Source organism: Miniimonas sp. S16 (genome assembly GCF_057748195.1).
Map to the genome: position 1 here is coordinate 627616 of NZ_CM173242.1, position 19211 is coordinate 646826.

The 19211-nt window shown below is 66.8% G+C and carries 19 protein-coding genes; 13 read left to right on the forward strand and 6 right to left on the reverse strand.

The features are described 5' to 3' along the window. Window positions 1–2: 2 nt before the first annotated feature. Genes AC3AQ1_RS02820 through AC3AQ1_RS02840 form a run of 5 tightly spaced genes read right to left on the reverse strand, consistent with a single transcriptional unit; the run spans window position 3 to window position 8200 of the window. A complete protein-coding gene (locus AC3AQ1_RS02820; RefSeq protein ID WP_108717742.1) occupies window positions 3–1976 on the reverse strand; it encodes a site-specific DNA-methyltransferase in 1974 nt (657 codons plus the stop codon). Beyond that, on the reverse strand, window positions 1976–4015 hold the full coding sequence (locus AC3AQ1_RS02825; RefSeq protein ID WP_108719929.1) for a site-specific DNA-methyltransferase: 2040 nt from the start codon (window positions 4013–4015) through the stop codon (window positions 1976–1978). The genes AC3AQ1_RS02820 and AC3AQ1_RS02825 overlap by 1 nt, the downstream gene beginning before the upstream one ends. A gap of 14 nt (window positions 4016–4029) precedes the next feature. After that, window positions 4030–4725 carry a DUF4391 domain-containing protein gene (locus AC3AQ1_RS02830; protein WP_108717743.1) on the reverse strand — a complete coding sequence of 232 codons (696 nt, stop codon included), beginning with the start codon at window positions 4723–4725 and terminating at the stop codon, window positions 4030–4032. After that, on the reverse strand, window positions 4718–7990 hold the full coding sequence (locus AC3AQ1_RS02835) for a helicase-related protein (RefSeq protein ID WP_108717744.1): 3273 nt from the start codon (window positions 7988–7990) through the stop codon (window positions 4718–4720). Before AC3AQ1_RS02835 ends, AC3AQ1_RS02830 begins: the two co-directional genes overlap by 8 nt. Further along, window positions 7991–8200: a helix-turn-helix domain-containing protein gene (locus AC3AQ1_RS02840; protein ID WP_108717745.1), complete on the reverse strand. Its 210-nt coding sequence runs from the start codon at window positions 8198–8200 to the stop codon at window positions 7991–7993. Between the two features lie 152 nt (window positions 8201–8352). On the opposite strand from AC3AQ1_RS02840, the gene AC3AQ1_RS02845 reads away from it, so the two are divergent. The 13 genes from AC3AQ1_RS02845 to AC3AQ1_RS02905 all read left to right on the forward strand — a co-directional run bounded on the left by AC3AQ1_RS02845 (window position 8353) and on the right by AC3AQ1_RS02905 (window position 17631). After that, window positions 8353–9288, forward strand: coding sequence for a helix-turn-helix domain-containing protein (locus AC3AQ1_RS02845; protein ID WP_108717746.1), 936 nt, complete (start codon window positions 8353–8355; stop codon window positions 9286–9288). Between the two features lie 168 nt (window positions 9289–9456). Next, window positions 9457–9747, forward strand: coding sequence for an ArdC-like ssDNA-binding domain-containing protein (locus AC3AQ1_RS02850; protein WP_342777030.1), 291 nt, complete (start codon window positions 9457–9459; stop codon window positions 9745–9747). A 105-nt stretch (window positions 9748–9852) separates the two neighbouring features. Further along, the gene (locus AC3AQ1_RS02855; RefSeq protein WP_342777029.1) at window positions 9853–10539 is read left to right on the forward strand and encodes an ImmA/IrrE family metallo-endopeptidase; all 687 of its coding nucleotides are present in this window, start codon (window positions 9853–9855) and stop codon (window positions 10537–10539) included. After that, on the forward strand, window positions 10539–11435 hold the full coding sequence (locus AC3AQ1_RS02860; RefSeq protein ID WP_108717747.1) for a bifunctional DNA primase/polymerase: 897 nt from the start codon (window positions 10539–10541) through the stop codon (window positions 11433–11435). The genes AC3AQ1_RS02855 and AC3AQ1_RS02860 overlap by 1 nt, the downstream gene beginning before the upstream one ends. Continuing rightward, window positions 11432–12091: a DUF2637 domain-containing protein gene (locus tag AC3AQ1_RS02865; protein WP_234417699.1), complete on the forward strand. Its 660-nt coding sequence runs from the start codon at window positions 11432–11434 to the stop codon at window positions 12089–12091. The genes AC3AQ1_RS02860 and AC3AQ1_RS02865 overlap by 4 nt, the downstream gene beginning before the upstream one ends. Then, entirely contained in the window at window positions 12088–12498 is a 411-nt protein-coding gene (locus AC3AQ1_RS02870; protein ID WP_108717748.1) for a hypothetical protein, read from the forward strand. The genes AC3AQ1_RS02865 and AC3AQ1_RS02870 overlap by 4 nt, the downstream gene beginning before the upstream one ends. A 76-nt stretch (window positions 12499–12574) precedes the next feature. Next, on the forward strand, window positions 12575–13033 hold the full coding sequence (locus tag AC3AQ1_RS02875) for a hypothetical protein (RefSeq protein WP_370445320.1): 459 nt from the start codon (window positions 12575–12577) through the stop codon (window positions 13031–13033). After that, entirely contained in the window at window positions 13030–13410 is a 381-nt protein-coding gene (locus tag AC3AQ1_RS02880; RefSeq protein WP_342777027.1) for a hypothetical protein, read from the forward strand. Before AC3AQ1_RS02875 ends, AC3AQ1_RS02880 begins: the two co-directional genes overlap by 4 nt. After that, the gene (locus tag AC3AQ1_RS02885) at window positions 13407–14699 is read left to right on the forward strand and encodes a ParB N-terminal domain-containing protein (RefSeq protein WP_108717749.1); all 1293 of its coding nucleotides are present in this window, start codon (window positions 13407–13409) and stop codon (window positions 14697–14699) included. The genes AC3AQ1_RS02880 and AC3AQ1_RS02885 overlap by 4 nt, the downstream gene beginning before the upstream one ends. Then, on the forward strand, window positions 14581–14910 hold the full coding sequence (locus tag AC3AQ1_RS02890; RefSeq protein WP_234417904.1) for a M23 family metallopeptidase: 330 nt from the start codon (window positions 14581–14583) through the stop codon (window positions 14908–14910). The genes AC3AQ1_RS02885 and AC3AQ1_RS02890 overlap by 119 nt, the downstream gene beginning before the upstream one ends. A gap of 17 nt (window positions 14911–14927) precedes the next feature. Continuing rightward, on the forward strand, window positions 14928–15194 hold the full coding sequence (locus AC3AQ1_RS02895) for a DUF6112 family protein (protein ID WP_108717750.1): 267 nt from the start codon (window positions 14928–14930) through the stop codon (window positions 15192–15194). A 79-nt stretch (window positions 15195–15273) separates the two neighbouring features. Next, the gene (locus AC3AQ1_RS02900) at window positions 15274–16875 is read left to right on the forward strand and encodes a hypothetical protein (protein ID WP_139987332.1); all 1602 of its coding nucleotides are present in this window, start codon (window positions 15274–15276) and stop codon (window positions 16873–16875) included. 3 nt (window positions 16876–16878) lie between these two features. After that, the gene (locus AC3AQ1_RS02905) at window positions 16879–17631 is read left to right on the forward strand and encodes a hypothetical protein (RefSeq protein ID WP_108717752.1); all 753 of its coding nucleotides are present in this window, start codon (window positions 16879–16881) and stop codon (window positions 17629–17631) included. Window positions 17632–17716: 85 nt separating this feature from the next. Here AC3AQ1_RS02905 and AC3AQ1_RS02910 read toward each other — a convergent pair whose 3' ends face one another. Then, window positions 17717–19141 (reverse strand): IS1380 family transposase, encoded by a 1425-nt coding sequence (locus AC3AQ1_RS02910; RefSeq protein ID WP_108717753.1) that lies wholly within the window; start codon window positions 19139–19141, stop codon window positions 17717–17719. Window positions 19142–19211 lie beyond the last annotated feature (70 nt).

The following is a 19211-nucleotide window of genomic DNA, read 5'->3' on the forward strand; positions in this document are numbered from 1 at the left end:
GGTCAGATCGCCCTTACCTCTGTCTCGGGAGACACCTCGCGGAAGATCTGCTCGGCGTTGATGCGCGCGGCGTCGGTGGCGAAGCCGGAGTCCTTGAACACAGCGCGCAACGGGTGCCGGTCGGCGATGGCGCGCACGACTCCTTCACTCACGTTGTCGGCAAAGCAGGCGACCAACGCATCGTCAGCGACGGCCAGCGCAGGCGTACCGGCGATCTGCTCAACCTTGAGGACCTCCGACAAATCCAGGCCCCAATCGAGCAATACCTGAAACAGCAAGTCTTCATCCGTGCGACCTGGCTTGACGCTGCCGATGGTCTCCATGAGCGTCATCTGGACGAGATCGTCAGCGGTCGTGACAGTGTCAGCCATACTCGTGCTGTCAACCCTGAGCGCTCGGAACCCGACATCTAGCGTGTCTGCCATAAGCCCGGCTTCCGCACGAAGCTTCGCCCCTGCACGTCGGAGCCGTTCGCGGGCGATCTGAGCGATCGTTTGGTAGCCCTCGCGCTGGGCAACTGAGTCGGGAGCAACCGACTCGTCCAGTTGCACGAGGGCGAACCGCCTCTGACCGCCATCAACTCTGTTGAGTTCCATGACAGCCTGCCCAGTCGAACCCGAGCCGCCGAAAAAGTCCAGGACGAGGGCAGTAGGGTTCGCTGCACTGACCGCGTTGATCCACTTCGCGAGGACCCTTGTGTCCTTGGGATTGTCGAAGACGTCAGCGCCCATGAGGCTCGCGACGGCAGACGTGGCACTGGCCCGCTCATGGACCACCAGCGATCGAATCGCCTGGTCCTCCTGCTCGTCGAGGAACATCTTGCGCCGCGGCGTTGTCGTCTCGTCTGCCCCGAATAGGATCCGGCCCTCCGCGAGCATCTGATCCATCGTTTCCTTCGAGTACCTCCACCCGTTGGGGTGCATCGGCACGGCCCTGCCGGTAACGGGGTGGAAGAGGTCGTACTGAAGGTTGGCGCGAGGGTTCGGGCTGGCGAGCGGCCCACGTAGGAACGCTCTGCCGTTGTCGTCAATCTCCGTATACGACTGCAACCCCTTCTCGGTGTCCGGCTTCGTACGCCACCACTCGCGGAGGAGGGAGGTCGCCTTGTCCGCATCATTGCCTGATCTGGCCCATGCATCACGGACCGCTGCGACTACCAGGTCGTAGCCGCCCTTTGGCTCCTTCCACCGCACGTCGTTAGCTATCAGACGGTTGCGGTCGCGGGCGTAGATGAGCATGTAGTCCAGACCACCAGCCGAGAACCGCGCGTCGTTCTTCGCCCGTCCCTGCCATACGACATTGGAGAGGAAGTTCTGGGCTCCGAACACCTGGTCAAGTACCTGCTTCAGACCCGAGTGTTCACCATCGTCAATGGCGGCGATGAGCACGCCCGAGTCGCTAAGGAGATTGCGCGCGAGCTTGAGCCGTGGGTAAATCATGCTGAGCCAGTCCGAGTGGAATCGACCGTTCGCCTCTGCGTTCGAGACCAGGTGACCACCTGCTGCATCATGTTGGCCCGATCGTGCGAGGTAGTCACTCGTCGTCTCAACGAAGTCGTCGTCGTACACCCAATCGGCACCAGAGTTGTATGGCGGATCGATATAGATGACATCGACCTTCCCGAGCAAAGACTCCTGGAGGAGCTTGAGCGCCTCTAGGTTGTCGCCCTCGATGAAAAGGTTCTTCGTCGTGTCAAAGTCGACCGAATCCTCGCGCACCGGGCGCAGGGTCTTGGCGATCGGCGCGTTGGCCGCAAAAGCCGCGACTCGCTTGCCCGGCCAGTCGAGCTGGTAGCGCTCCTGCGGACCATCGACTACGTGGTCGGAGAGCTCCTGGCGGAGGAGATCGAAGTCAACGGCGAGGGTCACGTTGCCCCCGGCATCCCTCGACTCGGTGATGACCTGCGGGAACAGCTCGGCGATTCGCTCGACGTTGCGAGCGGTCAGGTCGGGCGAGTGAAGTGCGCGCTTCTCCATCACGCACCACCGCCCAGAGCAGCAAGGTCATACGGTCTTGACCTCCGTGTTGGGCGAGAGTTCACGGAAAAGCTGCTCTGCGTTGATGCGATCCGCGTCCGACCTGAAGGCCGAGTCCCGGAAAACTGCACGCAGCGGTTGGAGGTTCGCGATCTCGGTGACCACATCAGCGGACACCTCCTCGCTGAAGCATGCGACGAGCGCGTCGTCGGCGACGCGGAAGTACTCTCTCTCTCTCTCTCTCTCTCTCTCTCTCTCTCTCTCTCTCTCTCTCTCTCTCTCTCTCTCGAAACCCCACGCTCGATCGGGAGGCTCAGATCGAGCCCCCAGTCGATCAGCACCTGGAAGAGCAGATCCTCATCGGTACGGTCGGGCTTGACGCTGTCGATCAGGGATACGAGATCTCCCTGGCCGAGCGCGTCGGCAGTTGTGCTGGTGTCCGTCATGTTCGTCGTATCGACTCTCAGCATCCGGAAGCCCGCATCGGCGTCACTGGCCGTGTCGAGGGAATCGCCGACGCGACGCAGACGGTCGCGCGCGATACCCGAGATCGTCCTGTAGCCGTGCGTCTCGGCCACGCTCTTCTCCGGTACTGGTTCGGCGACCTGTACGAGGATGAAGCGGCGCTGACTCTCCGTTGTGGCGTTGAGGTCGAGCACCGCATGACCGGTAGATGCGGACCCTGCGAAAAAGTCGACCACGATGTCATCGGCTTCGGTCAGGTACTCGATGATCCGTCGCAGGTCCTTCCAGCTCTTCGGGTTGTCGAAGATCTTGCCGCCCATGAGGTTCATGAAGTCCACGGCTGCCGTCTGCGCATAGCTGTAGTGGACGGACCCCATCACGAGGCCTTCGGACTCGAAGAGGTACGAAATGATCCGCGGCTGCGTGGTCTCGTCCGGCCCAAATACGACTCGACCCTCTGCGACGGCCTCATCGAAGCGCTTCTTGGTCGAGAAGACCCAGCCGCGCGACGGGATCTTCGTCGGCAGTCCAGTAGCCGGGTGAAGCACATCGTAGGTTGGACCGCCACCTCCCGGCCATGAGATGTTGCCGTCATCGCGGAACGGGCCGCGCGGCCCGACCTTCGAGAAGCGTCCCAGCTTCCGGCGCTCGTCATCGGCTGCGAACGACGAGGTCCACTTCCGCCACTCCGCCTGAATGGCATCCCAGTCATCGGCGAGTCGGCCGCGGGCCTCAGCGATGAACTCGCGCGCCTCGGCGATCCCGGCCTGCGGTTCGCGCAGCCGCGTTCCTCGCTCGGTGAGGACCGTCTTGTCGCGGGCGTAGACGAGCATGTACTCGTGGCCGACTGAGAAGAACCGTGCATCGTTCTTTCGGTTGCGGTCCCACACAAGGACTGCGAGCTTGTTCGACGCGCCGAACACCTCGTCGAGCAACAGCTCCTGTGCGGAGAACTCGGCGTCGTCGATGCTCACGACGATGTAGCCGTCCGACGTGAGCAGCGACTTCGCCAGCTTCAGGCGCGGGTAGATCATGTCGAGCCAGTCGGAGTGGAAGCGGCCGTTCGAGTCGGGGTTCGACCGGAGCCGCTCCCCTGCATCGTTGACCTGCCCAGAGCGAACGAGGTGCTCGTCTGCACCTTCGGAGTAGTCGTCCGGATAGACGAACTCATCGTTGCCGGTGTTGTAGGGCGGGTCGATGTAGATCAGCTTGACCTTGCCGAGGTAGGACTCCTGAAGCAACTTGAGCGCGTCGAGGTTGTCGCCCTCGATGAAGAGGTTTTTCGTAGTGTCGAAGTCGACGGACTCCTCACGCACGGGGCGGAGGGTCTTCGCGATGGGGGCGTTGGCAGCGAAGGCAGCGGCTCGCTTGCCGGGCCAGTCGAGCTGGTAGCGCTCCTGCGGTCCCTCGACGACGTGGTCAGAGAGTTCCTGGCGGAGAGCGTCGAAGTCGATACCGCGGGTTGGGTTGCCGTCGACGTCGAGGGTTTCGGTGACGACGGCCGGGAAGAGTTCGGCGATCTTGTCGATGTTTCGCTCGGTCAGGTCCGGCGAGTGCATCTTCAGCTTCTCCATACTCATCCTCGGGGTCATCCTCTGGTGCTCGGCGCGGGATCGGTCAGCTCGGCGAGCGCGGTCTCGCGCTCCTTGAGCTGCCTGCGCAGTTCGATCTTGCGGTTGAGTTGTGGTTCGGTGCGCAGCTTCTTCTCCAGCGCGGCAATCTCGCGCTGGAGCTTTCGGGCGTGGTCCAGTCTGTCGGTCGCCTCTGACACCGTCTCGCCGACGCGCGTGGCGACCGGCAAGAGTGACGCCAGGAGCGCCTCATAGAGGCTCGGCAAGTCGAGTGCCGTCGGCAGTGGCCGGCGGGGCGCGTCGGCGGACTGCCAGTCGGTGGTGAAGTAGGTCGCGATGCGCGGTGTCTTGCCGTCAAGCGACTTCTGTGCGGCGGCCATGCGGACCCGTTCTGTGCTGGCGACCTCGAAGATGATCGGGAAGTGCACGGTCTTGTCGATGGCGGCGAGTACCTCGTCGGAGACGTCCGCACCCTTGGTCTCGATCGTGAAAACCTGGATCTCGGGGACGGTGGTCGTGCCGCGCAGTCGGATGGTGTCGTCGGCGAGCTTGTAGGCCCAGGTGATGCGCTGGATGTCGTCGATGAACTTCTCGCGCAGCGCGGTGCGTACGTTGCCGTGCTCGTAGAACTTGGTCTTGGGCACGGCGCGGCCGAACGCGGCGTTCGCGGGCCAGCGGTAGAGGACGGGCGTGGTCTCGACAGGCTCAACCACCTGGCACCTCCTCGATGATGGCGAGGAAGGCGATCAGCTCGAAGTCGTCGAGCCCGGCGATGGTCTGCACGAGCGCGGTGGTGTGGCCGGGGCTGAAGAGGCTGTCGACGTCGCGTTCCTCGTTGACGTCGATCATGGAGCGGATCGCGTCGGTGAGCAGGCGGCTGTACTTGCCCATGTCCGCGCCGTCGCGGGTGGCGGCGTTGAAGACGCGGCACACCTCCCAGGCGGGCTCGTCCCGGTTGCGGCATCCGGCGCGGATGACGTCGAGCAGGTGCTTGACCTCGGTGTGGTCGGCGATGACCTGGCCCTGGTCGTCGAGGTAGACGAGGTAGTGCGGGTGTAGCCGGTTGCCGCGGTTGAGGTGCTCGTCGGCGTTGATGTTGCGCAGCACGAACAGCGCGCCCGGGTTGAGGCCCTTCTCAGGCTGGGCGGGCACGACCGCGTGCAGGCCCTTCGGGGTGCCGGCCAGGTCGCCGTACTCCTTGATGTAGCCGAGCAGGTCCATGCGGAAGTCGTTCAGGCCCAGGTCGGTGATCGAGACGCCGGTGCGGACGTCCTCGAGTTCAATGACCTCGTCCTGCAGCTTGCGGAGCTGCTCCTTGCGGAACGCAGCATCGCTGGCCTCCTGGGTGAGCACGTTGTCGTCAGCGGTCGCGGCAAGGTCGGCGATGACCATGCGGTTCTCGACGCGCTCTTTGAGGTTGATGTACTCGTCCAGGGAGATGTCGGGCCAGAAGTTTACGAGCTGGATGCGCTCGTTGGTCGAGCCGATGCGGTCGATGCGGCCGAACCGCTGAATGATCCGCACCGGGTTCCAGTGGATGTCGTAGTTGACGAGGTAGTCGCAGTCCTGGAGGTTCTGGCCCTCGCTGATGCAGTCGGTTCCGATCAGCACGTCGATCTCTGCGGTCTCCTTCGGCATGACCAGATGCCGCTGCTTGGACCGCGGAGAGAAGAGGGTGAGGGTCTGCTGGAACCCGTATCCCTTCTCGACCGTCGTGGATGGGTTGCCCTGCCCGGTCACGAGCGCGCTGTCGTAGCCGTGCTGCTTCAGTGTCGAGGAGAGGTTCTTATAGAGGTACTCGGCGGTGTCGGCGAACGCCGAGAACAGCAGCACTTTGCGGTTGCCGGGGTTCAGCGGCTCGGAGAACTTCGCGCGGATCAGCTCGCGCAGGCGAATGAGCTTGGAGTCGTGCTCGGGGGTGATGCCACTGATCGAGGCGAGGAGCTGCTGGATGACCTTGCCGTCGTTGACCAGGTCGCGGCTCCACGACTCGACGTCGATGTCGGCCAGGTCGATCTGCATCTTCTTGCCGACGGTGCCGCTGGTGGGGAACTCGAAGTCGTCGTCCTCGGCGTCGATGTCGGTGAACGCGGAGACGATGTCGGCGATGTTCGCGGCGTGGTTGTCGACGGCCTCGATCGCGTCGGCGACCGTGTACTCCAGTCGGTTGAGCGTGAGCCGGAACGCCTCGATGCTCGACTCCAGGCGCTTGAGCAGGTTGACCGTCATGAGCTTGCGGATGCCCTGCTCACGGCTGGCTGCGCCGAGGTTGGCAGTCTGCCCGCCCATGTAGTTCGTGCCCGCGCCGGCCCCGTAGAGCTGCTCGTACTTGTCGCGGCGGCTCGGGAAGACATACGCCAGCGGCGTGTAGACCGCCAGGGTCAGCAACTGGAGCTGCTCGAAGATCTCGTTGAAGGTCGGGGCGTCGGCGAGGTCTGTGAGCGGCGGGCGCAGCGAGACGGGCTTCATCCGCTCGGGGAACGCGCCGATGTCGGTGGTGTCGTAGAACGCCTGGATGTGCTTGCGGGAACGCGCGATGGTCACCGCGTCGAGCAGTTCGAAGAAGTCGAAGTCCAGCCGCGCCAGGATCGCCTCAGTGGTGCGGTCCTCCGGCGCCAGGTCGCTCCACTCGTTGAAGACCCGCTGCGCCTGCCGGAACACCTCCTCGATCGTGGTCGAGATGTTCAGCTTCGCCTGAAGCTGCGCCGACTCGCCCTCGTAGGCCAGGGCGAGCTGGTTGCGCAGGTCCTTGAACCGGTTGTTCACTGGCGTCGCCGAGAGCATCAGCACCTTGGTCTTCACGCCCTCGCGGATAACCTTGCGCATCAGCCGCTGGTAGCGGGTCTCGCGCTCCTGCACGTAGTCGGCGTTGCGGAAGTTGTGCGACTCATCGATGACGACCAAGTCATAGTTGCCCCAGTTGATCAGGTCGAGCCGCTTGCCGAGGGACTCGCCGCCGTCGCGCGACAGGTCAGTGTGCGCGAGCACGTCGTAGTTGAAGCGGTCCTTCGCGAAGATGTTCGTCGTGTAGTTCGAGTTGTAGTTCGTCCAGTTGTCGGCGAGCTTCTTCGGCGCGAGCACGAGCACGGTCTTGTTGCGCAGCTCGTAGTACTTGATTACCGCCAGCGCCGTGAAGGTCTTCCCCAGGCCCACGCTGTCGGCCAGGATGCAACCGTTGTAGGTCTCCAGCTTGTTGATGACGCCGGTCGCGGCATCCTTCTGGAAGTTGTAGAGCGCCTTCCAGACCTCAGTCTCCTGGTATCCGGTCAGGTCGTTGGGCAGCACGTCCTCGCTGATGTCGTCGAGGAACTCGCTGAACAGGTTGTAGAGGATCAGGAAGTACACCCGCTGCGGCGAGTTCTCCGCGTACACGCTCGCGATGTGCTCGCGCACCGCCTCGGTCACGTCTTCGAGCTGCTCGGGGTTGTGCCAGATCTGGTCGAAGAGCTGGACGTACTGCTGGGTGAACGGTGCGTCGTCGATCTTGTGCACCATGTTCGACACCGCAGGCCCGCGCTCGTACCCGAGGTCAGCGGTCGTGAACCCCTGCAGCGGGGCGTACGCGGCGGTGTCGTCGACCACCGCGAACGACTGCATCGGCGCACCCGTGTGGTTCGAGCGGAAGGTCACCTTCCGCCGCACCCACTCGGCGCACTCCCGCGCGATCGCGCGCTGGGTCAGCTTGTTACGCAGGCGGATCTCGAACTCGGTGCCGTACAGCGCGGCATCACGGCCCTTGTCGTTCGGGATGAAGAACTGCCGCTTCTCCGGCGCAGGCTTGTCGGTCGCCTTCGTCGTCGTGAACGAGGGCGCGGTGAAGATGAACTCCAGCTCGTCGATCGACTGAAGCTCACGCCTCAGCGCCTCGAACGCGAAGATCGAGAACGTGCTCGCAGCGATACGCAGCTTCGACCCCGGCTTGATCGACGCCTTCAGGTCGTCGCCGAGGAACTCGTTGAGGTTGTCGATGATGCGCACTCAGGCATCACGCTCCTCGGGCTTGTCGGCGGGGGCCTGAGCCGCCCCGCCGCTGCGCACCCACTCGTCGATCTCGCTGGCCTGGAACTTCCAGAGCCGGCCGACGCGGTGGGCGGGCATGGCCTTGTCGGCGATCCAGTCGTAGACAGTGTCTTTCGTGATGCCCAGGTGGGCGGCGATCTCCTCAGCAGAAAGCCAGGCCTCAGCCACGTCGACAGACCTCCGGGATCGAGTGCGCGAGGCGCGCACAAGGGCCACCCTATCGGCGGCGAAACCCGACGGATACCCGTGACGCACCGCGTCACCCGACGAGAACCGGTACAGGCGCTCGCCTTCGCCCCCAGTACAGGTGACAATGGACCATGGAGCGCACGCCCGCCGCGGGCGGCTCCCGCGGCGTCAGCCAGTACGGGCCGATCGCCGTCGAGACCAGAGAGTTCCGACGGCCGGTCACCCCTGTGGCTCATCCGAAGGTGAAGCTCCTGCTCGTCCGCGACGGCGAGGCCACGATCACGCACGACGAGCGCGCGTTCCACACCCAGCCCGGCGACTTCATGCTGGTGCGCCCGAACGCCCCCTGTGGCGGGTCTCCAGAACCCGTCGCGACCATCTCGACGATCTACGCCGAGCCGGAGTTCGTGTTCGACAAGTGGCGCTGGCAACTCTCGCCGTTCTTCCCCAGCTCGGAGTCCGTGCGCGCACTCGGCCGCGTCTACGCCAAGGTCATCCGCGCCCGGCTTCCCGACTCCGACGCCGCTGCGGTCGCCGAGCTGTACGACGAGTTGCACGCGGTGCTCACGGACGGGTTCGACGGGTTCCACCTCGCCGACGCCGTCTTCGCGCGCCTGCTGGCGATCGTCACGCCACACCTGCGCGACGAGAGCGTCCCGCTGACGGGCACGCTGCGCTCACCGTTGCACCAGAGCACGACGCCGCCACGCAGGGAGGTCGCGGAGGCGCTCGCGCGCATCCACGCAGACCTCGCCGAGCACTGGACGGTCGATGCCCTCGCCAAAGAGGTACACATCTCGTCCCGGCAGCTCCAGCGGCTCTTCGAAGAGACGCTGCACGAGTCGTTCAGCGACCACCTCACACGGCTACGCGCCGAGGAGATGGCGCGCCTGCTGCGCGAGACCGACGACACGGTCGCTGTGGTCGCCGCGCACGTCGGGTGGAGCCGCGGTCACGCGGTCGAGAAGTTCCGCGGCTTCTTCACCATCACGCCTGCCCAGTACCGGGGCGCTGTCCGGGATCACGACATCCATGTCGTGGATCACGACAGGTTCCCGGAGCAGTAACGTCCGCGGAACATCTCCCTGTTAGGCACTCGCCTACAACGTCAGGCGCTCCCCCTCGCTCCTGACGTCGCGCCCCACCAGGGTTGCGACCGTCACCGGTGACGCCTGGCGCACCTGATCGACAAGAGCCGACCGGCTCCCGATCGGGCGACAGGAGGTGGCCGCGACATGTCTGGATGGGAGGCGACCCGCGAAGCGCGGGAAGCGAAGATCGACGCGCTGCACGAGCAGCTGACCGGCGCGGTCGAGCAGCTCGTCACGGGTGCCGACTGGAGGCGTGCCCTCGAGTTCGCCGCGCACTTCCGCTCGCGATCGTTCAACAACACGCTCCTGATCTGGATGCAGCACGCCGCCGCCTTCGAGGCCGGGCGCGTGCCCGACCCGATGCCGAGCTACGTCGCGGGCTTCAAGCAGTGGCTTGCTCTCGGCAGTTCGGTGATGCGCGGCCAGGCGGGCTAGATGATCCTCGCGCCGATCACCGGACGCTTCGCGAGCCTCACGCCGCTCGATCCGGAGTCGTGACGGCGTCTGGAACGCGGCGAACAGCCGAGCGCGGGCGAGGTCGTGCGCTCGAAGATGATCGGGGTCAAGCCCGCTTACGTCTGGGACGTCTCGCAGACCACCGGTGATCCGATCCCCGAGGCCACGCGCCCGACCCTGCTCTTCGGCGAAGCGCCGGCCGGGCTGTGGGATGGACTCGCCGAACTGGTGCGGCAGCACGGCTTCACTGTCGGGATGGTCACGAGCGAGCGAGAGATCGGCGGTGCGAATGGCGTCACCGACTACCTCGCGCACGCCGTGCAGGTGCGCTCGAACATGGATGCCGCCGCCCAGGTCAAGACGCTCGCCCACGAGCTGGCGCACGTCATGCTCCACGGCCCCGGTCACGCCGATGCAGTACGTCACCGCGGTATCGGGGAGGTCGAAGCCGAGTCGGTCGCGCTCATGATCGGCGCGGCGCACGGTCTGGACACCTCGATCTACACCGTCCCCTACGTCTCGTCGTGGGCGACCTCGGTGGAGGGCAAGACGCCGGTCGAGGTTGTGCAGGCCACCGGCGAGCGAGTGCGCGCCGCCGCAGTGAAGATCCTCGACGCCCTGCCGACCCTCCAGGTTGCCGACGGCACGCCTCCCGGTCTCGCGCAGGCGATGGATGCCGCATCCACGGGTACGCGCTCGCCCGAACCCTCGGTGCCCAACCTCGAACCCGCCGCCGCAAGCGCCGAGCTTGCGGTCGCCAGGAGCCTCTGATGGACGCCGTGCAGCTCCTCACGTCGGTGATCGACTCGACCACCGCCGAGGCGGCGGAACGGTTCGCGGAAGCGGGCATCCCCGTCTTCCCCTGCGTTCCCGGCGAGAAGCGCCCGCTCTCGCGCCACGGCTTCCACGACGCCACGACGATTCCCGCCCAGGTCGCCGGCTGGTGGCACGACTGGCCGGACGCGAACATCGGGATGCCCACCGGTTCGATCTCGGGCTGGGAGGTCGTCGATGTCGACATGCACGGGCCGGTGAGCGGGTTCGGCTCGTTCGAGCTGGCGCGCCACGAGGGGCTGGTTGATCGCTGGTCCGCCCTCGTCCGCACGCCGTCGGGCGGCATCCACGCCTACTACCCAGCCGACCCCGTGCAGAGGCAGCCGTCGTGGCAGGTCGCCAGCGCGGGCATCGACTTCCGCGGCGAGGGCGGCTACGTCCTGGTGCCGCCGTCTCGGGTGCGCGTCGACGGCGCGCTCGTCTCGTACGAGCTGATCGGCGCGGGCCACGGCCAAGCAATGCCCGTGGACGCTGCCGGGCTGCGGCAGTTCCTCGACCCGCGGCCCGCGCCCGCCGAGGCGGTCAGGTTCGCGGCGGATGCCTCGCCCGGCATCGACGTCGAGCGCATCGCGAGCTGGGTCGCCGCCCGGGGCGAGGGCGAGCGCAACCGCGGCCTGTTCTGGGCGGCGTGCCGCTTCGCGGAGCACGGCGTCGCGTTCACCGCCGCGCGCGACTACCTCGGCGCGGCGGCAGAGCGCGCGGGACTGCCGAGCGCCGAAGTCTCGGCGACTGTGCGCTCGGCATACCGATCGGCGGTGGGTGCGTCACCCGCCGCTCAGCATGAGCAGCCCCCGCCAGCGCCACGGCTGCCTACTGGTCAGGTACTCCCGTGATCCCCGCAGCGCACGACACCCGCTCAGGTCGGCTCGCGGTGTGGATCGCCGCCGCCGGGACGATCTTCATCGCCGCCGGTGCCTTCTGGCTGTCGTTCACTGCCCTGAGTGACCTCGCCTCGCGCTCGGGCGTCAGCGCTGGGCAGGCATGGGCCCGTCCGCTCATCGTCGACGGGATCATCGTCGTCGCCACCGTCTCGGTCGTCGCCCTCGCCGGCCAGCGGGCGGCCTGGTACCCGTGGCTGCTCCTGCTCGGCGGCGCGCTCGTCTCCGTCACGGCGAACGCGATCCACGCCGTCGTCGCCGCGGACGCCGACGTACCCGAGGTGCTCGCCGCCTCGGTCGCCGCAGTCCCGCCCCTCGTGCTGCTTGCGATCACACACCTCACCGTCGTACTAACCCGGCGCTTCGGGCCCGCAACGGACTCCACCGAGTTGTCCACAGGGCTCGTGTCATCCACAGATCTCGACCCCGCCCTCGCACTCGACGAGCCGCCCGCGATCGAATCGCCACGCCAGCTCGCCGCCCGGCTGCGGTTGGACGGCCTGTCGAACAAAGCCATCGCGCGGGCCACCGGCGTCCACCCCTCCACGGTGGGCCGATGGTTCACGGGGAGCACGTACCTACCTGACCTGCAGAAGGGAGCAGCGGAATGAACGACACCATCGACCCGTGGGACGAGCCCCCGCCGTCCCGGCTCGACGAACCGGCCAAGACCTTCGAGCCGACCGTTGCCGACGAGGTTTCCGACCTCGCACGGCACGGCGATCCGTCGAAGCGCGACTTCGCACCCGAAGTCACCGCCGAGACCGAGCGGCTACGTCGCGGGATCGTCTGGATGCGCCCCACCGAGCTGATCCCGCAGACGACCGCGCGAATCGCCGGCCGCGGCATCGACTTCCAAGCGGAGCTGGCCCGCCGGGCGCGATCGCTCCCCGTGCAGACCGCGGCGGTGACGCACAGGGCGATCCGCGAGCGGTCATCCGCGCTGCCGCCGCTCTCGTCGTTCGGCGTCACGACGCCGCAGCACGACGGCCCCCAGCACGCCGGGCCGGGACTGTGAGGGGGCGGCGATGTCGACCATCACGACAGAGTCCGGGACGGACCGGCGTACCTCCTCCGCAGGAGGTGATGAACCCGTGAACGAGCCTCAGGCGTTCGAGTCGCCGGAGGGGCTGCGCGCCCTCATCGTTCGGCTCCATGAGGCCGGGCATGGCGCGTGGCGCTCCGACCCGGACGCCGCGGCCCTCATGGCGTTCTGCTCCAGGAGGTTCGGACGGATGGCGCGCAAGCACGGCTGCGACCCTTGGGTCGCAGCCGCTGCCGCGTTCGACGCCATGCGGCATCCCTCGATGCGCACGGCCGACGACCCGTGGGCGATGGTCACCCGGGCTGTCAAGGTGACGCTGATCGCCGAGGAGCGGGCGAACGGCTTGCTGTGCTCCGTGGACCAGGCGCGTCGCCCTCAGAACTCCGTCTTTCACGACGCCGAGCGGTTCAGCGCCGCGAGCATCCCGTCGCTGACTGGCACGAGTCGTTGCGGGTCGACCCGCCCTACAGCGATGACACTCCGCCCCCTGCGGCAGTCGACGGGATGAACGTCGCCGACGCCATCGCCGACGCGCTCACGCTGCTCACCAACCTCGGGTGGCCGTACGACTCGGCCAAGCGGGCGACGGAGTGCGTGTGCGACCGCCTCACCGATGTCGAGACACGAGTGCAGGCCTGGGAGTCGCTTCGTCGGGACTTCCACTTGCGCGCCTTCCTCAATCTCAGTTCCGAATCGTGGAACGGCCTCCTGCGCGTTCTGCTCGGGAACCCCGAACCCGAGTACGCCCATACCCGGTCCGGGCGGGGAGTGCTCTTCCGGCTGCTGCGCGAGGAACCCCTTCCGGCGATGCTCGAGGATGCCGACCTCGTCGTCGCGATCGTCGCGTCCGCCCCGCGACGTCCCGGGCAGCGGAGAGCGTCATGAGCGGCGGCCAGGAGCACATCGCGCTCAACCGATCGCTCAGCGCGATCACGGTCGGCCACCGGCACCGCAGCGATCTCGGTGACATCGAGCAGCTCGCCGAGTCGATCCGCCGCGACGGGCTGTTGCAGCCCATCGCGATCACTCCAGACGGCGTACTGCTCAGCGGGCGACGGCGGCTCGCCGCACTCGAACGACTCGGCGAGAAGAAGGTGGCGGTGTGGGTCGTCGACGGCGTCTCCGACAAGCTCACCGCGCTGCTCGCCGAGCAGGCAGACCAGGTGCACCACAAGCCGCTCACCGAGACCGAGAAGGCGACGCTCTACCGCGAGCTGAAGCAGATCCTGGCGGAGGATGCCGTGCGCCGCCAGCAGGCGACCCGCTTCGGCGCTGACGCAGCCGACCGCGCCGGAACCTCCGGTGGAGTCGTGACGACTCCACCGTCGCTCGGGCACGGCAAGACCCGTGAGCAGTCGGCGCTGATGGTGACGGGAAGGAAATCGCAGAACAGCCTGGAGCAGGTCAACGCGCTGCAGAGCATCGCAGCCGACGAGACGCTGCCCGGCGAGCTTCGCGATTTCGCACGCGACCAGCTCGCGCTGATCGACGAGCACAAGGCATCCATCGAAGCGGCCCATGCGCAGGCACAGGCGCTGGTATCCGTCGCATCCGACGTCCCACGAGACGGCGACTTCGTCGTGCCGGACGACTTCGAGACCCTCGCGCGTGCGGCCCTGGAGAAGGCGAACGCCGAGATCGCCGCCAAACGCGCGACCCGACGCCAGCAGACTCGCAAGCTCAGGGAGGCCGCGGCTATGCCGATGCCGGCCATCGCCTACCCCGTGCGCGCGTTCACGAACATGTGGCGCGAACTCGACGGCTGGTGGGAGCACTACGACGTCGAGACCCTCGCGGCTGAGATCACCGCCGAGGAATGGGAAGCCCTGGAGCGCGTGCTGGCCAGGACCGTCAGCGTGATCGACGCCATCCGTCGCAGGCTCGAACGCGCCGCTCGACAACGTCCCGGAGACGAGCCGGATCGTCTTCCCCCTGCCCACCGGAACCTGGGTGCGCTCGGGCGGCTTCGGCCCGCGCGTCGACCCGATCACCTTCGAGCCCGACTTCCACCACGGCGTCGACCTCAGCGCGCCAGGCGGCACCCCGATCCTGGCCCTGGCCGACGGCGTAGTCAGCGCGGCGTCGTACACCGAGTCCGGCGGCGGTTTCATCGCGATCGAGCACACCATCGACGGCCAGCGGATCGCGTCGGTCTACATCCACATGTGGGCTGACGGGATCTTCGTCACCGTCGGCGAGGTCGTCGCCGCGGGACAGCACATCGGGGATGTCGGAACCTCCGGCCACTCGACCGGCAATCATCTGCATTTCGAGCTGCGGCCCGGCGGCACATCGTCGCCGAGCATCGACCCCGAGCCGTGGCTCGACACTCACAGTCCAGAGGACCTCCTGGCGGGGTCCGAAACCAGCCAGTGCATGGCCTGACAGGAGGCTCGACCACGATGGATGTCTCACCCGACTTCGGGGCCGTCGGCGGCCTCGGCGACCTGCGCCTCATCGTCGGCGCGCTGCTCACCTTCGTGCTGATCTTCGCCGTGCTCATGCTGATCATCTGCGCGATCGTCTGGGGCGTCGCCACGTCCAGCGGCAACTATCACGCGGCCACCCGGGCCCGCGCCGGTGTCCTCGTCGCCGTTGGCACTGCCGCCCTCGCGGGCGCCGGGGTGGCGTGGGTCAACTTCCTGCTCGGCGTCGGCGAGACGTTGTAGCGCTGTGACTATCAACAGATAGGAAACCGGACGCGCGAGCCGTGACCGCGTGTCCGTGGCCCTCGCTACTGTGGCACCGATGCACCTGCTCTACGTGACCGAGTTCGAGGTCCTGCCGTCTGAACCGGAAAGCGGAACGAACCCGCTTCTCCGGCTCTTGGAGCACGCCGCGAGGTGGCTCGGGCGCGGCCTGGATGGAGCCATCTCCGCCGATTCGCTCACACGGGATGGGACCGCGACGCTGTCGGTCGCAGTCGACGGTACTCCACGCGTGGCCCAGTGGAGCACCGTGGCAACGGACAGTGCTCGCGCCGTGCTCATCGAGGTCAGCCAGAATGTCGCCCAGGCTGTCCAGCTGACAACCAGGGTGACGATCGGTGACCTCGATGGAACGGTGTCGATCCGAGTTGGCATCTCACGCGAATCGAGCCAGGGTGGCGCTCTGACTCCCATCGGATTCACGTCCGTGTTCCAGCCTGGCATCATCGGCGCCATCGCTCGCGACCGGGAACTCCGCCTGGAGACGGGTCACCAGGGAGTCTCCGACCGCTACCTTCAGCTACCCTCAGCGAGCTTCGTAGATGGGTTCGCCGAGATCCTCGACAGCCCGAAGCGTCTTCCCGTCCTCCTCGTCAACACCAGCACTCAGGCGGCATGGGACTTCGCGCGAGAAGCTGCCCGACGGCTCATCGGCCTCGTGCGGGTTGTGACCCTCGCGAACTACACCCGTTGGAGGCTGGCCTCGCTGAGGCCCCACATTGAAGTGCCACCGGGCGGAGCCCGCCTCGTATGGTCCGATTCGCATGTTCCCGGTCCGACTTGGTCCGAGGAGCGCATCCTGAGTACGAGCACCGACGAACTGCGCGGCGCGGTGATGCGCGTGGTCGCACCGCTGTCAGCCCTCTACCGGGGCAGCGACGCGGTCTGGCGGGAAGCGCGCCGCCGAGCGCAGCGCGTCGAGGCAGACCGTCTCGCGGAGCGCGTCGCCGAAGCGCAGTCGGCGGCAGACCAGTCCGAGTTGATCGCGGCCCTTCAGAACCAGGTAAACGGGCTCATCGAAGAGCGCAACGACTTCGAGCGCCTCGCGAACGAGTACGCGGTCGACGCCGACTCGCTTCGGGATCGCGCTGAACGGGTTGATACGGCCGAGGCGGACGCGAAGTACTGGCGCGATCTGTACTTCCAGACGCAATCGGCCACACAAGAGACGGATGTGGACCCGTGGACGGTGATCGTTCCCCTGGTGTCCGGAGTCGACCCAAGCGAGACCTTCAGGAGTATCGAAGCTGCCACCGAGGGACGCGTGGTGTTCACCCCTGCCGCCGCCAGTTCGTGGTCGAAGATCAACTACCCCGAACCCGAAGACATGCATGACAAGCTCCTCGCTCTCGCCAATGCGGCCGTGGATCTCTACGGCGGCGATCCGGGCAACATTGGCCGCATCGACGATTGGTTCAAGCAGCGCCACGGCCTCAACATTTCGACCGCAGACGACACGATCCAGAAGAACAAGAGCCTGCGCTGGTTCGAGTTCGACGGACGCTCATACGACCAGACGCCGCACGTGAAGGTTCGAGACGCCGTCAAGCCCAACCAGGTCGGTCGCATTCACTTCGCTATGGACAGCGACAACAAGCGGTTCGTCATCAATCACGTCGCGCTCAAGCTCTACGGGATCTGATCCATGGCCACTGTCCAGCGCATCGATGATGCCCGCGCAGCAGGCGCTCTCGCCGACTTGCTGAACGGAGACGCGCGGAAGCGTCCGGTCGTCGTGATCACAATCCCTTCGGCACGAGACGAGCCATGGATTGACGTCGACGAGGTCGCGCATGAGGCCGGCGAGCTTGCCGATGTCTACCTCATGCCGACCAGCGACATCACCTGGGAGTTCTCGCACCGTATGTCTCATGGAACACAGGTGTACGGCGGTGCCGGGCGGGTCTATCCCGTCGGGCACGAGTGGCTGACCGATCTTCAGCGTTCCCCGCTGCGCTTCGCATGGAGTGAGCGCGACGGCGAGAAGGCGACTCAGCAACTCATCTCCGACATGTTCCGGATGGCAGCCGCAGCGGGACTTCTCCACTCCAAGCCGACGCGGTATCTCCGGGAAGTCGACGCCGTCGTCAGATGGGTCGTCGCGGGCCGCGCTCTCGTCGAAGTCGGCAACCCGCTTCCCGCGACGATCGCTGAGGAGCTGACTGTCGACGACGTGCCGATCGACCGGCTCGTTGCACCGGGCCAGACCGTGAAAGGCTGGCTGGACCCCGAGACCAATCGTGTCGACGTAACCAGAAGCCTTAGCACTTCCGATGAGGCCTTGGCTGCGTACTCGATCGGCGACGTCGTCCTAGCCTCGATCTTTCATCGGGCGGGCTCGGTGGACTTGTCGGCGTCGGTGCCGGCTCCTGGTGGTGATTCTGCCCTGTGGGTGTGACGTCGTGCCGCGTGTCGCTCGCGGTGGGCGCCGGTTCCGGCCGGTCGGGGTTCCTCGGGGTCGTGGGTGGTCGGGGGTCCTTGGGTCAGGTCGGTGCGGCAGCCAGGGCCCTGAGGCGCCGGTGCGCGGCGAGCACGATTTCAGCCCATGCGTAGGTCTCCTTGACGTGCAGGATGACGCGGCGGGCGTGTCGGGCGATCGTGGCAGGGGCGGTGAACAGGCGTAGCCGGAGCCGCTTGGGTTCCCAGACCCGGGCGCTGTCCTCGTCGAGTCCGAGGAGGCCGAGCCAGGCCAGGAGATCAGTGGCAAGAGCGACGGCGGCCAGCCAGATCTCGTTCTGCGCGAGGGTCTTCAGGGGGAGGTTGCGTAGCCCGGTGTCTTTCGCGCAGCGGATCCGGTCCTCGCAGCGGGCCCGTCGGCGGTGGCGTAGCTCGAGGACTTGGAGCTGGCCTCGGCGGGTGTTCGTGGTGAACGCGGTGAGGCGGTAGCCCTCGGCGTCATCGAGCCGGTCCTGCGCGACGCGGGCGCCGGGGTGGGGCCGTTCCCGGCGCACGATCACACGCATCCCGGCCGGCCAGCCCGTCAGGTGCCCATGCTGGGTGAGCAGGTTGGTGATGTCGGCGACGTCGGCGTGCTCGTTGACCTCACCGGCCGCGGTCAGCGCCGGAGTCCACCCGCCAGCCCTCGTGACGGCCTGGTAGATCTCGCCCATCTCGGCCCAGGGCAGGGTCCACCCGATCGAGTAGGACAGTCCGCGGCGGGTCAGGAACGTCAGGAACTCGCGGCTCGCTCCGGCGCCGTCGGTGCGGATCATCACCTTCCTTCCCGGGCGGGAGGCGTTGATCCCTGGCACGGCCGCCAGCGCCTGCCTTGTGATCTCGATGTGATCGGCGGCGGTGTTCGACCCGGCGTTCCCCGGCCGCAACAGGGCAGCGAGGAGCTCGCCACTGCCAGCCTGGCCGTGGTCGGCGAACGCGAGCAGGGGGTGGTGCCCGAACGTCCTTTTGAACGTCGGCGCGGCCGCCTCCTTCTCGCTGTGGGAGATGACGATCGTGGCATCCAGATCGATCACCAACGGGTTCGCATCACTGATCCCGTGCAGCGGGGACGCCTGGCCCGCCAGCTCCCAGACCCGGGCCCGGGCCGCCTTACGAGCCTTCGCGATCGCTGGCAGGACCCGGCCCGGTTCCGCTGCCAGGGCCGTGATCGTGCGCGAGACCGTCGCCTCCGAAGCGACCGGCCCGAACACCTCCGGCTCCCCGCGCAGGAGAGCAGCATCCGCGAGACAGTCCCCGCCGAGTGCGAGCGTGAGAGCGAGGTCGGTCAGGACCTTGGCCGGGTCATGCACAGCGCTCGGTCTGCGCCAGCGCTCCAGCCCGGCTGACAGCGCCGAGGACAGGCCGCTGACTGCGAGGACCTCCGTCAGCAGCACCCCGCCCGCAGAACCGACCGCGGCCACCGGCGCGGCATCGACTCGAACACTCGGATACGGGCGGGTAGCGTTCACCACGAAGGTGCTCCTCGTTCTGGTCTGATCTGTCCGTCGCAAGACACATCATCCCAGGTCAGGGGCACCTTCG